Annotated in this window: 12 protein-coding genes; 10 read left to right on the top strand and 2 right to left on the bottom strand. The window is 28.5% G+C overall.

Annotated elements, in window-relative coordinates; all coding sequences use genetic code 11:
• The first annotated feature begins 33 nt into the window (after window positions 1-33).
• The 5 genes from ARA56_RS09115 (at window position 34) to ARA56_RS09095 (ending at window position 6,706) form a co-directional block, all read left to right on the top strand.
• A complete protein-coding gene (locus tag ARA56_RS09115) occupies window positions 34-2,388 on the top strand; it encodes a U32 family peptidase (RefSeq protein ID WP_055265938.1) in 2,355 nt (784 codons plus the stop codon).
• Between the two features lie 11 nt (window positions 2,389-2,399).
• Entirely contained in the window at window positions 2,400-2,741 is a 342-nt protein-coding gene (locus ARA56_RS09110; protein ID WP_055265936.1) for a hypothetical protein, read from the top strand.
• An 18-nt stretch (window positions 2,742-2,759) separates the two neighbouring features.
• Window positions 2,760-5,117 (top strand): endonuclease MutS2, encoded by a 2,358-nt coding sequence (locus ARA56_RS09105; RefSeq protein ID WP_055265934.1) that lies wholly within the window; start codon window positions 2,760-2,762, stop codon window positions 5,115-5,117.
• Window positions 5,118-5,239: 122 nt separating this feature from the next.
• Window positions 5,240-5,689 carry a 2-thiouracil desulfurase family protein gene (locus ARA56_RS09100; RefSeq protein WP_055265932.1) on the top strand — a complete coding sequence of 150 codons (450 nt, stop codon included), beginning with the start codon at window positions 5,240-5,242 and terminating at the stop codon, window positions 5,687-5,689.
• On the top strand, window positions 5,690-6,706 hold the full coding sequence (locus ARA56_RS09095; protein ID WP_055265931.1) for a hypothetical protein: 1,017 nt from the start codon (window positions 5,690-5,692) through the stop codon (window positions 6,704-6,706).
• Window positions 6,707-6,754: 48 nt separating this feature from the next.
• Here ARA56_RS09095 and ARA56_RS16795 read toward each other — a convergent pair whose 3' ends face one another.
• Together ARA56_RS16795 and glmS are read right to left on the bottom strand one after the other, a co-directional pair.
• Complete coding sequence (locus tag ARA56_RS16795) at window positions 6,755-6,919, bottom strand: hypothetical protein (RefSeq protein ID WP_172675755.1); 165 nt, start codon at window positions 6,917-6,919, stop codon at window positions 6,755-6,757.
• A 22-nt stretch (window positions 6,920-6,941) separates the two neighbouring features.
• Window positions 6,942-8,768, bottom strand: coding sequence for a glutamine--fructose-6-phosphate transaminase (isomerizing) (gene glmS, locus ARA56_RS09090; RefSeq protein WP_055265929.1), 1,827 nt, complete (start codon window positions 8,766-8,768; stop codon window positions 6,942-6,944).
• A 960-nt stretch (window positions 8,769-9,728) separates the two neighbouring features.
• Between glmS and ARA56_RS09085 the strand changes: the two genes are divergently transcribed.
• The 5 genes from ARA56_RS09085 (at window position 9,729) to murJ (ending at window position 15,776) form a co-directional block, all read left to right on the top strand.
• Entirely contained in the window at window positions 9,729-10,316 is a 588-nt protein-coding gene (locus tag ARA56_RS09085) for a 50S ribosomal protein L25 (protein WP_055265927.1), read from the top strand.
• A 111-nt stretch (window positions 10,317-10,427) separates the two neighbouring features.
• Entirely contained in the window at window positions 10,428-12,155 is a 1,728-nt protein-coding gene (locus ARA56_RS09080; protein ID WP_055265924.1) for a phospho-sugar mutase, read from the top strand.
• 239 nt (window positions 12,156-12,394) lie between these two features.
• Entirely contained in the window at window positions 12,395-13,486 is a 1,092-nt protein-coding gene (locus tag ARA56_RS09075; RefSeq protein ID WP_055265923.1) for a tetratricopeptide repeat protein, read from the top strand.
• Window positions 13,487-13,504: 18 nt separating this feature from the next.
• Window positions 13,505-14,251 carry a WecB/TagA/CpsF family glycosyltransferase gene (locus ARA56_RS09070; protein WP_055265922.1) on the top strand — a complete coding sequence of 249 codons (747 nt, stop codon included), beginning with the start codon at window positions 13,505-13,507 and terminating at the stop codon, window positions 14,249-14,251.
• Window positions 14,238-15,776, top strand: a complete 1,539-nt coding sequence (gene murJ / locus ARA56_RS09065) for a murein biosynthesis integral membrane protein MurJ (RefSeq protein WP_055265920.1) — start codon at window positions 14,238-14,240, stop codon at window positions 15,774-15,776. Before ARA56_RS09070 ends, murJ begins: the two co-directional genes overlap by 14 nt.

Raw genomic sequence — 15,776 nt, 5'->3', positions numbered from 1 at the left:
AGAGTAAATTTAAATTATATAGGAGAGATTCTTATGAAAAGAGTGGAAGTTTTAGCTCCGGCTGGTAGCATGGAAAGTCTTTATGCTGCGATAAATAAAGGTGCTGATGCAGTATATCTTGGAGGAAATAAGTTTTCAGCAAGAGCATATGCATCAAATTTTGATAATGATAATATGATTAAAGCTATAGATTATGCTCATAGTTATGACGTTAAGGTATATGTAACATTAAATACTATTCTTAAGGAAAATGAAATAGATGAGGCTGTAAAATATGTAGGATTCTTATATGAAATAGGAGTAGATGCTTTAATAATACAAGATGTAGGCTTGCTAAAGAGGATAAGAGAAGATTTTAAAGATTTTGAATTGCATGCATCAACTCAATTAACAGTACACAATGGAGAAGCAGCTTTATATTTTAAAGACAAGGGGTTTCATAGAATAGTTTTATCAAGAGAATTAAGTTTAGATGAAATTAAATATATATCTAAAGATTTAGCTATAGAGACAGAAATGTTTGTTCATGGAGCATTATGTATAAGTTATTCTGGACAATGTTTAATGAGTTCTATTATAGGTGGAAGAAGTGGTAATAGAGGTAGATGTGCTCAACCGTGTAGAATGGAATACACTTTAAAGGGTGAAAAGTCTGGTGAAAAAAGAGGATATCTATTAAGTCCTAAAGATATGTGTACTATAGAAGATGTAAATGAAGTTATAAATACTGGTACGTATTCATTAAAGATTGAAGGTAGAATGAAGAGAGCTGAATATGTGGCAGGTGTAGTTGATAACTATAGAAAAGCAGTAGATAAAGCTTTATTTAACTCAAAATATGATAGTCAAGCTGGAAAGAGACAGTTACTTCAATTATTTAATAGAAGTGGATTTACAAAAGCATTCTTACAAAAAGATACAGGCAAGGATATGATGAGCTATAATTCACCTAAAAATGCAGGAATTCCATTAGGAAAGGTTGATAATAATGGTGAAGTAGTGCTGAAAGAGGATATTAAGCTTGGTGATGGAATTAGATATAGAGATAAAGGATTTACATTAAGTAAGATGCTTTTAAATGGTAATGAGATTAAAGAAGGTAAAAGAGGAGATAAAGTAAAAATATTTCCAATAGATTATAAAAAAGGTGATGAATTATTTAAAAGCTTAAATAAAGAGTTATTTGATGAATTAGAAGGATATTTAAAACCATTTTATAAGAAGATACCATTAAAAGCTAATGTAAGATTTGAGATTGATAAACCTTTTTCTTTAGAAGTTACTTACAATGGAAAAGACTACAAATTCTTAGGAGAAGTCGTTCAAAGGGCTGAAAAAAGACCATTAGATAAAGAGAGAATAGAAGATGCTTTAAAAAAATCAGGAGATGTTCCTTTTAAATTTGAAGAAGTAGTTTTTGAAAATTTTGAAGATGGATTTTTAAGAGTAGCTGATTTAAATAATTTAAGAAGAGATGCGTTAGAATCTATAGCTAAAAGCATAAGTAAGAGTTATAGAAGAAGAAGACCTGATAAGATAATATATAAAGATAATATAATTAATAAGGAAAATATAAATGAAGTATTTAGCTGTATTACAAAAGAACAGGCAAATGCATTAATAGAATGTGGAGCTAAGGATATAGCATTTGATTTATTTAGTAGAGAATTAAATGCTTTGAGATCAAAGGATTTAATAGAGCTTAGTGAGAAATATAAAGGTGATATTAGATTTTATGTAAAGACATCTACTATAGTTAAAGGTGAATTTAACTCTGTATGTGAAACTATAAATAAGGTTAAACCTTATATTAAAGGTATAGTTAGTTCTAATGTAGGGATAATAAATGTATTTAAGGATGAGTTATATATAATTGGTGATTATAAATTAAATATAATGAATTCAGAAAGCTTAAAATTTTATCAAAAGGATATAGAGTTACCTACTTTAAGCTTAGAACTTAATAGAGGAGAAATAAAAGCTCTTGCTAAAAAAGCAAAAGGAAATATGGCTATGATAGTTTATGGCAAACCAGAGCTAATGATAAGTGAATATTGTCCTATAGGAAGTACTTTTGGTGGAAAAAATTCAGAACAGAAGTGTAATATTGCATGTTCAAAGGATAAATTTACACTTATTGATAGAGTTAATGAAAGATTAAGAGTTATGACTGATCTTTATTGTAGAAGTTATATATTAAATCCTGTTCCATTAAACTTATTTGATGAAATAGATTCTATAAAAGAATTTGGAATAACATCATTCAGATTTGATTTTAGAGATGAAAGCTATGATGAAGTTAAGAAAGTTTATAATATTTATAAAAATAATTTAGACTTTGAAAGTAAAGATTATACAAAAGGACAATTTAGAAGAGGAATAGAGTAAGAGGGATGGTCATGAAAATAATTGCTATATTATTACTTTTTATAGGATGTATCTTTAGTATATATGAAATGATAGATTCTAATAAATTAATAAGATATGAGTGGTTTAAAAGTCTTGATAGAAGTAAAAAAATTAATGCCACAGCATTGTTAAAAAATTTTTGGAAGAAAAATATAATTTTAATAGCATTGATGCTGGGAATGATTTTAATAGTATTATCTACTTTTAGCAAGATTGGGAATAGATACGAAAATATTATAAGTATAATATCAATAATTTTTGCTGTGCTTTTTATAATCTTTAGTATTTTAAGTAGAATAAAATATGATAATAAGATAAACGAATTTAAGTAGGTAAATAAGGAGAGAGTTATGAAAGAAAAAACTCTAAGAGTGCTAGAATTTAATAAAATTAAACATAAATTAAGATCATATGCAATAACAGAGAGTGCTAAGAGATTAGTTGACGAACTTGCGCCATATAAGTCTATATTTGAAGTGAAGAATAAATTAGAAGAAAGCAATGAGGCTTTAGATATACTTATAAGAAAAGGAGCACCGCCATTTGAAGGGTTATTTGATACAAGAGAAGCTTTAGAAAGAGCGGGAAAAGGTGGAGTTTTAACAGCTGGTCAACTTTTAAGAATTGGTGGAATGCTTAGATGTTCTAGGAGATTTAAAGAGTATATTGAAAGAAAAGAAGATGAGATATCATATAAGCATTTAGAAGACTTGGCATATATTCTTACACCGATAAGAAAGTTGGAGAGTGATATTGAAAATGCTATAGTTTCTGAAGAGGAAATAAGTGATAAGGCAAGTGGAACTTTATATGGAATAAGACGAAGTTTAAAAGAGAAAAATTCATCTGTAAGGGAAAAGATTAATTCTATAGTTAGAGCTAATTCTAAGTATTTACAAGATTCTATTTATACAATGAGAGGAGATAGATATGTAATACCTGTTAAGGCAGAATATAAAGGTGCCGTTCCAGGATTAGTACATGATCAAAGCTCTACCGGAGCTACTTTGTTTATTGAACCAATGAGCTTAGTTAATTTAAATAATGAAATAAAAGAACTTATGCTTAAAGAAAAGGCGGAAATAGAAAGAATATTATCTGAACTTTCTTCAAAAGTATATGATAATATCGAAGAAGTAAGGAACAATTATAAAATTTTAACAGAGCTAGATTTTATTTTTGCGAAAGGTAAATACGCATCAAATCTAAATGCAGTAATACCTACTGTTAGAGAGGATAGAAGCTTTGATATAATTGGAGGAAAACATCCTCTTATTGACCCGAAGGTAGTTGTTCCTTCGGATATATATTTAGGGGAAGAATTCACAACACTTATGATTACTGGTCCTAATACTGGTGGTAAAACAGTAACTTTAAAGACTGTTGGACTTTTACACCTTATGGCATTAAGTGGATTGTTAATACCAGCAAGAGATGGATCAGCAGTAGGTTTCTTTAAAGAAATATTTGCAGATATTGGTGATGAGCAAAGCATAGAGCAATCTTTATCAACTTTTTCATCTCATATGACTAATATAGTATCAATTTTAGAAGATGCTGATGAAGATTCATTGGTGTTATTTGATGAATTAGGTTCAGGTACAGATCCAACTGAAGGGGCTGCTTTGGCTGTAGCGGTAATTGAAACACTTAAAAATAGAGGTACTAGACTTATAGCAACAACTCACTATAGTGAGTTAAAAGGTTATGCGCTTAGAACAGTAGGAGTTGAGAATTCATCTGTAGAGTTTGACGTTGAGACTTTAAAGCCTACATATAGGTTGTTAATTGGTATTCCAGGAAAGTCAAATGCATTTGAAATTTCTAAAAGACTTGGATTAGGTGAAGATATAATTGTAAAAGCTAAAGATTATATGTCTAAAGAAAATCTTCAATTTGAAGATCTTATTAGAGATTTACAAGAAAAGAGCATAATTGCTAATAAAGATGCAAGAGAAGCAAAGAGAATAAAAGAAGAAGCAGAAGAGCTTAAAAAGAAATACGAAGAAAAACTTCAAAAGTTAGATAAAGTTAGAGATAAGGCATATGAAGAAGCAAGAAGAGAAGCTAAAGATATAATAAGCAGAGCTAAAGATGAAGCCGATGAAATAGTTAAGGCTATGCGAGAACTTGAGAAAATGGGAATTGCAGAAGGTGGAAGAAATAGGCTTGAAGCAGAAAGAAGAAAGCTTAAGGAAAGTCTTGAGGAAAAAGAAGCTGCAATGATTAAAGTAAGAGAAAACAATGGAGAGCCTTTAAAAAATGTTACACTAGGAATGGAAGCATTTTTACCTTCTTTAAATCAACGAGTTATTGTAATTTCAATGCCTGACAATAAAGGTGAAGTACAAGTTGAAGCAGGTATAATGAAAATAAATGTTAAACTAAAGGATTTAAGAAAAGTTGAAGTTACTCCAGTAAAGAAAGAAAAGAAAAAAAGAGAGGTAAAGTTAAATTTAAAATCTGTTGAGAGTAGAATAGATTTGAGAGGAATGGATGCTGAGGAAGCGTGTTATAGAACTGATAAATATTTAGATGAAGCATATATGGCTAATTTAGGAGAAGTTACTGTTGTTCATGGAAAAGGTACTGGAATTCTTAGAAAAGCTATAAATGATATGTTAAAAAGACATCCTCATGTTAAATCATATAGACTAGGTGTATATGGTGAAGGTGGAGATGGAGTAACTATAGTTGAGTTAAAATAGATACTAGTTGGGGTAAAGATTTTATATATCTTTGCTCCAATTTTTATGGATAAATTAATTGTTATGTAATTTAAAAGATAAATAGACTATGCTATAATTGTAGTATATTGGAGGGATATTGTATGTATTTAATTAGTGCTTGTTTATGTGGTGTAAATTGTAAATATAATGGTGGTAATAATTATTCTAAATATTGCGATGATTTATTTAAAAGTGGTAAGGCAATACTTATTTGTCCTGAACAATTAGGGGGATTACCTACTCCTAGAGTTCCTAGTGAAATGAATAATGAAGCTGAGGAAATATTAAAAAGAAGAGGTAAAATATTAACTAAAGATGGAAGGGATGTTACAGAAGAATTTGTAAAAGGCGCAAAAGAAGTTGAAGAAATTGCTAAAAAGCTTAATATAGAAGGTGCTATATTAAAAGATGGTAGTCCTTCGTGTGGTGTTAATTATATTTATGATGGGACTTTTAAGGGAAATAAAATAAAAGGTAGAGGTATTACTGCAGAAATTTTAGTTCAAAACGGAATTTCTGTTATAAGTGAAAATGATATAGGAGGAAAATAGATGGGGATATTTGATTTTTTCAAAAATAAAGAACATAAAAGAGTAGAAGATGAAGAAAAAATAGAATATATAAATGAAGAAGATAGTTATGGGGAAAATGAAGAAATAAAAACAATAGAAAGCATCCAATATAATTTTAAAATAGAGGAAAGTTTTGATGAAATAAAATCTAAAGAGGTAGAGCAGAACTTTGAAGAAATGTCTCCAGAGAGATTAGATTATATAATCACTGAAGAAATTTTAAAAGTAATTGAAAACTATACAGATTTTGATTCTGTACAAAACACTGTTAAAGAAGCTACAAGAGCCATTGGTGTAAGAAACGTTGAGCATGTTAAAGATTATTTAAAGGGAAGAGTATCAAAACCACAAAGATGGAAGATGAAATATGAAGAATTAGGACAATGGGGTAGGACGGTTGAAAATGCGGTTCTAACCATTTTATATGGATTTGGTGAGGATGGTGTTGATGAGTTATTAAAGATATCTGTAATGCCGTCAGAAGTAAGCTTTAAAGCTATTAATTTGCTTTGTAAGCTTGCAGCAAGAGATATTGAAAGACAAAAAATTATTGATTCAATAATATATATTATGAAACCATTAAGAGAAGATGAAATTATTAGAGTTTTAACTTTCTTATCTCAAATTAAGAATAGTGCAAAAGTAGATAGACTATTAGAGTTATATTATAAAAAATATTTATTAGATAATAATTTAGAATATGCTTATGATACTGTAATTAATAGAATTAATTTAAGAGGAAGTTATATAGAAGATGAGCTTATATTTTTTAAAGTGTTAGCTCTTTATGATGGAAAATTAGACGCAGATTTAATACTAAAAGGTGAAAAAGGCATTATAGATTTTACTAATGTGCCAGACGATATTAGAGTTAAAGCAGCTGTAAGTTATTATTCATTAAATAAAGATGATAATGAAATAAATTATAGATTATTGTACTTAAAAGATAACTCTTTAGATTTAGAATTACGAAAGTTTTTATCAACTGTAATTTAATAAAGAAATATGAAAATAGCTAGAGATTTTATCTCTAGCTATTTTTATCTATTTAGATAAAGTTAATAAACTTTCTAAGTCAGCAATTATTGTTTTAATTAAATCTATTTTACCTTGAGCATAATCTTTTTCATCTAGAAGATTAATATATTGGTTCATTAATGCTTCGGTTTCTTTATATTGGTTTAAAAGTCTCAATACCTCTTCGTGCATTTTAATACCTCCAACAAAACAACTACTCAACTGTTACAGACTTAGCTAAATTTCTTGGTTTATCAACATCGCAACCTTTTTGTTTAGCTATATAGTATGCAATAAGTTGAAGTGGAACTACACTTACAAGCGGTGTTAATAAGTCTATAGTTTTTGGAATATAAACTAAATCATCACAAACTTCTTTAGCTATAGTATCACCTTCATTAACGACAGCAAATATATTACCACCTCTAGTAGATACTTCTCTAACATTACTAATCATCTTATCTTTTAAGAATTCTTGTGTTAAAAGAGTAATAACAGCAGTATCTTTTTCTATTAATGCTATAGGACCATGTTTTAATTCTCCAGCAGCATATGCATCACAATGAATGTAAGATATCTCTTTTAACTTTAATGAACCTTCCATTGCAACTGCATAATCTAACCCTCTACCTAAGAAATACATATCTTTATGGTTATAGTGTGATGATGCAAATTTTTGTAATGAATCTTTCATAGTAAGAGCTTTTTCTATTTTATCAGGAATTTGTAATAATTCAGACTTAATAGTTTCAATCTCTTCATCACTTAAAGTGTTTTTTAATGATGCAAAATATAATCCAAGAATATAGAAAGCTGCTAATTGAGTTACATATGCTTTTGTTGAGGCAACTGCGATTTCAGGTCCAGCTAAAGTATAGAATACATCATCAGCCTCTCTTGAAACAGATGAACCAACAACATTAGTTATTGCTAATATTCTTGCACCTTGTTTTTTCCCATCTCTTAATACTGCAAGTGTATCAGCAGTTTCACCAGATTGAGAAACTACAATTATTAAAGTTTTATCTGTAATCATAGGATCTCTATATCTAAATTCTGAAGCTATATCTACTTCTACAGGGATTTTTGCCAGTTTTTCAATAACTGTTTTACCAACTACACCAGCATGGTAAGCAGTACCACAAGCTACTATATATATTTTATCAAAGTTTTCAAGATCTTCTTTAGTGAAGGTTATATTATCAAGAGTAATCTCTTTATTTAATGATATTTTACCTAATAAAGTATCTTTAACAGCTCTTGGTTGTTCATGAATTTCTTTTAACATAAAGTCTTCATATCCACCTTTTTCAGCTGCATCTACATTCCAAGTAACATGATAAATTTCTTTATCTATCTTTTCGCCTTCCTCAGTTTTAAGCTCTACACCATCTTTTGTTAAAATAACAAATTCCTTATCCTCTAAAAGATAGACATTTCTAGTGTAATTTAAAACAGCAGGAATATCTGAAGCTATAAAGAATTCATCTTCACCTAAACCAACTATTAATGGACTATCTTTTCTTACTGCGATAAGTTTATCAGGTTCATTTTTATTTATAACACCTATGGCAAAGCTTCCTTCTAATTTTGAAGTTGCTTTAACAACAGCATCAAATAAATCACCATCATAATAAAAATCTATTAAATTTGGTATTACTTCTGTATCTGTTTCAGAGAAAAAAGTATATCCTTTAGAAATTAGCCACTCTCTTAATTTAATATAATTTTCTATTATTCCATTATGAACAACACTTAAAGTTACATTAGCATTAGAGTGTGGATGAGAATTAACATCAGATGGTTCTCCGTGTGTAGCCCATCTTGTATGACCGATTCCAATATTACCGTTTATAGGCTTTTCATTTAAACTATTTGCAAGATTTTGAAGACGACCTTTAAACTTTCTAACTTCTATTTCTCCATCGTTAATTACTGCAATACCTGCAGAGTCATATCCTCTATATTCTAATTTTGATAAACCTTCTACTAAGACAGAAGAAGCCTGTCTTTTTCCTACATATCCAACTATTCCGCACATAAATTTAATCTTCCTTCCTATTCTCTTATAATAATTAAGTTATAACTATTGTTTTCAAAAAGGGTATAAAATCCCTATAAATCCAAAACCAATAGGTGGTTTTAACACCAAGTTAGTGTTGTCCTACAAATCACTTCATAGATTTACTAACTGTTAACGGTAGTGCGATACCGTGGGGCACCCGCCGAAGAATTCGATACTCCCCATCCTCGTCAACTTAAGTGAGATCCTAAATCTTTGATTTAGTTGGTGGAACTTACTCCTACTGTATAGGAGTTTCTCACAACCTAAATAAATCTCTGATTTGGTTAGGCGAACTTACTCCTACACAGTAGGAGTTTCCTATTCAATCTAACAAATCTTTAATTAGTTAGATGAACTTACCTGATTTTTAGCTGAAATTTTTATATGAAAATCTTAGATTCAGTTAGCCTATATCACTCGGCATAAGCTGAGCGGCTTAAAAAATCCAAATCTACGATTTTTCATCTTACTAATTTTATTTATTAGTAAGGATTATCACACTTAAGTTCTGGCGCTTTTTATTTTTGTGATAAAAATTAAACTCTATAATATTGTCCTCCTTTCTTTGAAAAATTATTTAACGACTTAATTCTATCATAAAAATTATTTTTGTCTAGAATAAATATTTCAAAAATTGGAATCTTAATTATAATATAGTACAAAATTTGCAAGTTGTTACATGAAAAAAATGATGAAAAAACTCAATAAAAATATCATTATATTTTATAAATAGTTTTTTATAAAAAATTTTCAGTTTATTAATGTTTATATGGATTGATTAGATAAAACTTTAAATGAATGGAATGAAGTTCAGTAATTAGAGGAATTTATTCATAGAAATATATTGTTTTTTTGGATAAACGTAAAAGAAATGAATAAAAGATAGATTTTTTGTTAAGAATATTCAAGAGAGTTTTATTGATAGGAGGAATTATTTTGTCAAGTTTAGAATTGAAAATAAGAGATAAAAATATACCAAATAGTGCAAAAAAATCTAGAAAGAATGGGAATATTCCTGGAGTGCTATATGGAAAAGCAATAAATAATTTAATGTTTGAGGTTGGAGACTTAGAATTTATACATGAAATATCTTCAACTGGTGAGCATGGAATAATTGATGTACTTTTAAATGGAGAAAATCATAAAGCTTTAATTAAAGAGATACAAAGAGACCCTGCAACAAATAAAATTATTCATTTAGATTTAGAAGAGTTAAAAGGTAAAGATAAAATTGTTTCATCTGTACCAATACACTATGTTGGAGAAGAATATATAAATCGCAGAGGAACAGTATTACAAAAGGAAAAAGATAGCGTAAAAATCGAATGCAATGTAGATTCTTTACCAAAATTTATAAATCTAAATGTTGGTGATGGAACAGTAGGTTCTGTATATAAGCTTGGAGATTTAGAAGTTGCATCAGAAATATCAATTTTAGATGATTTAAATTCAGTTGTAGCAGCAGTTAGTTATGAAAGAAAAACTGTTTCAGATGATATGGATGCAGTAGAAGAAGCAGAATAAAATTATGGAGTATGAGCTATAGCAATAATTGCTAAAAAAGCTCATACTTTTTATTTGAAAATTTCCAAAAATGTTATATAATATACAAGATAACATTTAGGAGGTATAAGTATGGGATACAAAGAAAAGTATAATTTATGGTTAAACTCAAAAGACATAAATGAAGAAATTAAGGAAGAACTAAGAAGTGTTACTAATGAAAAAGAAATTGAAGATAGATTTTATAAAGATTTAGATTTTGGTACTGGTGGATTGAGAGGGATTATAGGAGCTGGTACTAATAGAATGAATGTTCATACAGTGTCTAAAGCAACACAAGGATTTGCAAATTATTTAAATAATTCATTTGAAAATCCATCTGTAGCAATAGCATATGATTCAAGAAATATGTCAAAGGAATTTGCTGAATCTGCAGCATTAACACTTTGTGCTAATAATATAAAGGTATATTTATTTGAAAGTTTAAGACCTACACCAATGCTTTCATATACAGTTAGACATTTAGAGTGTAAGGGTGGAATAGTTATAACTGCTTCTCACAATCCAAAAATATATAATGGATATAAAGTTTATGACGAATTTGGTGGACAAGTAACTGATGAGAAGGCTAACATAATAATAAATGAAGTAAACAATGTTTCAGATTTTAGTCAAATCAAGATAATTACTAACGAGGAAGCAGTTAATAGTGGACTTTTAGTATATATAGGAGAAGAAGTTGATAAGGCTTATATAGAAGAAGTTAAATCATTAACTATAAGAAAAGATTTAGTAGCTAGCAAAGCGAAAGATTTAAAAGTTATATATACTCCAATACATGGTAGTGGAAATATGCCTGTAAGAAGAGTTTTAAAAGAGCTTGGATATGAAAATGTTGAAATTGTTAAAGAGCAAGAGATGCCAGATGGAAACTTCCCAACAGCACCATATCCAAATCCAGAAGATCCAAAGGTGTTTAAATTAGCTTTAGATATGGCAAAAGAATCTAATCCAGATATAATCTTTGGAACTGACCCAGATTGTGATAGAATAGGTGTAGTTGTTAAAGATAGTAAAGGTGAATACCAAGTATTAACTGGGAACCAAACAGGATTATTATTAAGTAACTATATATTATCAGCATTAAAAGAAGAAAATAGACTTCCTGAAAATGGAGTTATTATAAAGACAATAGTTACTTCTGAAGGAGTAAAAGAAATAGCTAAAGCTTATGATATTGAAGTGATGGATGTACTTACAGGATTTAAGTATATTGGTGAAAAGATAAGAGAATTCCAAGAATCAGGAGATAAAAAATATATTTTTGGATTTGAAGAAAGCTATGGATATTTAGCAGGTGAATTTGTAAGAGATAAAGATGCAGTAATAGCTTCTATGTTAATTGCAGAAATGACTCTTTATTATAAAGAAAAGGGAATGAGTCTTTATGATGCCCTAATAGATTTATATAAAGAATTTGGATTCTTTAAAGAAGATTTAATTTCTATAGAACTTAAAGGTAAAGAAGGTCAAGAAAAGATTGCTGCATGCATAGATTCTTTAAGAAACTCAACATTAACTGAGGTTGACGGAGTTAAGGTAAACACTAAACTAGACTATAGATTAAGCAAAGAAGATGATTTAGTTAATAATACAGAAAAAGTAATCAACTTACCAAAATCTAATGTTCTTAAGTTTATACTAGAGAATGGTTCATGGTTTGTTGTAAGACCTTCAGGTACAGAACCAAAAATGAAAATATATCTAGCTATTAAAGGTAATGGATTAGAAGATTCTGCTGAAAAATTAACTAGATTTAAAGAAAGTGTTATGACTATAGTTAATGAAAAGTTAGTTTAAGTTGAAAACTGAATTTTTATATTAGTTATTTAAAAATAATTAGAAGTTAAAAATAAAAGCTACTGGGAAACCGGTAGCTTTTATTTAATTTAAGAAATAAGACTGTTAACTATATTGGGGATAATTAAGAGAGGTTAATAAATAAAAGAACAAAAGATTCACTTTATGGTTTTATTTGAAAGTTTTATAGGAATAATGTATTATGATAAAAGAAATAATCTACTAGAGGAGTGTAATATATGGATTATAATGCAATGATTAAAGAAAAATTAGGTAAACTTTTATTTTTAGAGATAAATATTAAAGGATTTAAAGAAAATATAGGTATCCCTGAATATGTTACATTGAAAAATAATGAATTATATATGCCAATAGATTCAAAATATATAAGTTCAAATATACAAAATGAAATAAAATTAAAGAATATTCCTATATATTGTTTTATTGAAGGTATGTTTACTGCTATAGGCTGTGATGAAAACTTAAGATTTAATGATGACTATGAACTAATTTTAGATTACATAAAAGATACAGAAACTTGTATAAAATCTTTAATAAGCAAAGCTATAGAAAAGGATGAGCTTTTAGAGGGATATCTTTTACTAAAAGGTTATTATAGATATTCAAAGGATTTAGATGTTTATAAAAAGCTTTTATTAGTAGGAGAAGCAATAAGAGAAAAGGATAGCTCATTTAGTGAAATACTTATGGGGGATATAGAGTATGCAGAAGAAAGGCTTTTAAAGATAACAGAAGGTTACTTATATAAAGCTATGATATTAAAGGAAAAAGGTGAATTTGAAGCAGCGAGAGTAGCATTAAATGAGTATTTTAATAAAGGTGGAAAAGAGACTGAAGAAATAAAGATTTTAAATCAAGATATTAATAATATTGCTGATTATGAAAAAGCTATAGCTTTACTAGAAAATAATCCAACTAAATCTATAGAGATTTTACTTAGCTTATGCAATGAGTTTGATGAGAATCCATTGATTTACTACTATTTAGGAATAGGATTCAGAAAGCTAGAAAATTATGACAAAGCGATTTATTACTTAGAAGAGAGCATAAGAAGAGAAAGTGGTATTTTAGAGGTGGTAGTAGAACTTGGTCTTAACTATGCTTGTATTGGAGATTATGAAAAGGCTATTGGATTATTTAAAAAAGCTTTTGAAGCATCAAGGGATGTAGAAATTTGTACAAATATAATAATGTGTTACTTAAATATAGGAGATATGGAAAATGCTAATCTTCATTTAGAAATTGCTAAGAAGCTTAATCCTGAAGATGAAATAGTTAAACAAATAGAGAACATTATAAAAAATAAGTAATTTAAAGAGGAATGTTATATGATAGAAAATAGAGAGGGATATATAGAGATTTTAGGGTATAAAATTTTTTCTGGAACTAAAAAAGAATGTTTAGATAAGGTCTTTTCCTATGAGAAAGTTCATGTTATATCTGGTAATCCAGAGGTGCTATACACAGGACTTAGAAATGAAAAGTTATTAGAAAATTTTAAGTCAAATAAAGTACTTATTATTCCAGATGGGGTAGGAACACAAATTTCAGGACGGATTTTGAAAACACCAGTAAAAGAAAAAATTGCTGGAATAGAATTAATGAAAGAAATAATTAAAAGATGTAATGAGAATGGTGAAGGAATTTATCTTTTAGGAGCTTCACAGGATAGCTTAGATGCTTGTAAAGATAAACTTTTAGAAGAGTACCCACAGGTAAAAATAGTTGGTGCTAGAAATGGATTTTTTGATATTGAAAATGCAGATGAAATTATAAATGATATAAAAGATAAAAAGCCATTAGCATTATTTGTTGCTATGGGATGTCCAAGACAAGAGAATTTTATAGTTAAGTATATGGATGAGCTTCCAGTGAAGATTTTTATGGGTGTAGGTGGAAGTTTTGATGTAATAGGTGACAAAGTAAAAAGGGCACCGAGGTGGATGATTAATATAGGGATGGAATGGGCATATAGAGTTATAAAAGAGCCTTTTAGAATTAAAAGGCTTGGAAGTATTCCTAAGTTCTTATGGCTTGTTGTGAAAGATAGAGGAACAAGTTATGAAGGGAAATAAAATTTTTAAAGCAACCTTTGTTGTTATGATTGTTACTTTACTTAGTAGAGTTTTAGGGATGGTTAGAGATATCTTGGTTGCATCTAATTTTGGAGCTGGAGTGTATACTGATGCATATAAAGCGGCTGTTTCTATTCCTGATAATCTATTTACTATTATAGGGCTAGCAATATCAACTGTATTTATACCGATGATAAGTAAAGTTAAATACGAAAAAGGTAAGGAGGAAATGTTTAAATTCTCTAATAATATAATAAGCATTCTCTCAGCTATTTCGGTATTGCTTTTAGTATTTGGACTTATATTTACAAAAGATTTAGTTAAGATTGTAGCAACAGGTTTTGATCAAGAAAGAATGGATTTAGCGATTACATTAACGAAGATTAGCTTAATCAATTTATTATTTTTATCGATAAATGTTTGTTTTCTTTCTATGCTTCAGGTTTGTGAAAAGTTTATTTTACCTTCGATTTTAGGATTATTTTTAAATTTACCTATGATAATTTATTTAGTTTTATTTAAGGATATAAGTATATTAGGGTTAACTGTAGCTAATGTAATAGGAAATGCCTTACGTGTAGTAGTTCAAATTCCAGCCCTTTACAAGGAAGGCTATAGAATTATTCCTCATATAAATTTAAAAGATGAGAGGATAAAAAGAGTACTGATATTAGTTGTGCCAGTAATTATTGGAGCTGGAGCTAATTCGTTAAATATGATAGTTGATTTAAATATATCTTCAACTTTAGATGTAGGGTCTATGTCAGCTTTAGATTATGCTCAAAAGATTATAGTATTTATTAATACGGCCATTACAACGTCGATCGTATCTGTATTATATCCTGTTATGAGCAATAAATTAAACGAAGGTGATAATGAAGGATTTTTAACATATTTATGCAAATCAATAGTTATAATATCTCTATTATTAATTCCAATTGCTTTTGCAATAATACTGTTAAATAAAGAAATAGTTACAGCTTTTTATGGAAGAAATCAGTTTGGAGCTAGTGCGATTACATTAACATCTATAGCTCTTTTAGGTTATTCAATGCAAATCCCATTTTTAGGAGTACGTGATATATTAAATTCATCACTATTTTCAATGCAAAAAACGAAGATAACGACTATAAATGGTGTTATAGGAGTTGTAGTTAATATAGTTTTAAGTATAACATTATCGAGAAAAATTGGACTTTTAGGAGTAGCTATAGCATCTTCTATTGCGTCAGCTGTAACTGCAATTTTACTATTCTATTCCACTAAGAAGGTTATAGGAAACATTGATTTAAGAGATATGTTAAAAAGCTTATCTAAGATTACTATATCTGCATTTATTATGATATTTATAGTGAAGATAGTTAATGATTTCTTAGGTATTAGTAATCCTTTTATGGTCTTAATTATAGATGGTGCTATTGGTAGTATAGTCTTCTTTACAGGATGTATTGTACTAAGGGTTAAAGAGTTAAAAGAAATATTAGATATGCTGCTTAAGAAGTTTATAAGAAAAGAGGTTAGATAG

The sequence above is a fragment of the Clostridium disporicum genome (genome assembly GCF_001405015.1).
Lineage (GTDB): Bacteria > Bacillota > Clostridia > Clostridiales > Clostridiaceae > Clostridium > Clostridium disporicum_B.
The sequence above is the reverse complement of the archived record's forward strand: the minus strand, read 5'-3'. Positions and strand labels throughout refer to the sequence as shown.

Bases quoted from the DNA above. Each gene is read 5' to 3' on its own strand.
- ARA56_RS09100 (WP_055265932.1), top strand. From the start codon at position 5,240: ATGTATTTAATTAGTGCTTGTTTATGTGGTGTAAATTGTAAATATAAT.
- ARA56_RS09070 (WP_055265922.1), top strand. From the start codon at position 13,505: ATGATAGAAAATAGAGAGGGATATATAGAGATTTTAGGGTATAAAATT.
- ARA56_RS16795 (WP_172675755.1), bottom strand. From the start codon at position 6,919: ATGCACGAAGAGGTATTGAGACTTTTAAACCAATATAAAGAAACCGAA.
- ARA56_RS09075 (WP_055265923.1), top strand. From the start codon at position 12,395: ATGGATTATAATGCAATGATTAAAGAAAAATTAGGTAAACTTTTATTT.
- ARA56_RS09105 (WP_055265934.1), top strand. From the start codon at position 2,760: ATGAAAGAAAAAACTCTAAGAGTGCTAGAATTTAATAAAATTAAACAT.
- murJ (WP_055265920.1), top strand. From the start codon at position 14,238: ATGAAGGGAAATAAAATTTTTAAAGCAACCTTTGTTGTTATGATTGTT.
- ARA56_RS09110 (WP_055265936.1), top strand. From the start codon at position 2,400: ATGAAAATAATTGCTATATTATTACTTTTTATAGGATGTATCTTTAGT.
- ARA56_RS09115 (WP_055265938.1), top strand. From the start codon at position 34: ATGAAAAGAGTGGAAGTTTTAGCTCCGGCTGGTAGCATGGAAAGTCTT.
- glmS (WP_055265929.1), bottom strand. From the start codon at position 8,768: ATGTGCGGAATAGTTGGATATGTAGGAAAAAGACAGGCTTCTTCTGTC.
- ARA56_RS09080 (WP_055265924.1), top strand. From the start codon at position 10,428: ATGGGATACAAAGAAAAGTATAATTTATGGTTAAACTCAAAAGACATA.
- ARA56_RS09095 (WP_055265931.1), top strand. From the start codon at position 5,690: ATGGGGATATTTGATTTTTTCAAAAATAAAGAACATAAAAGAGTAGAA.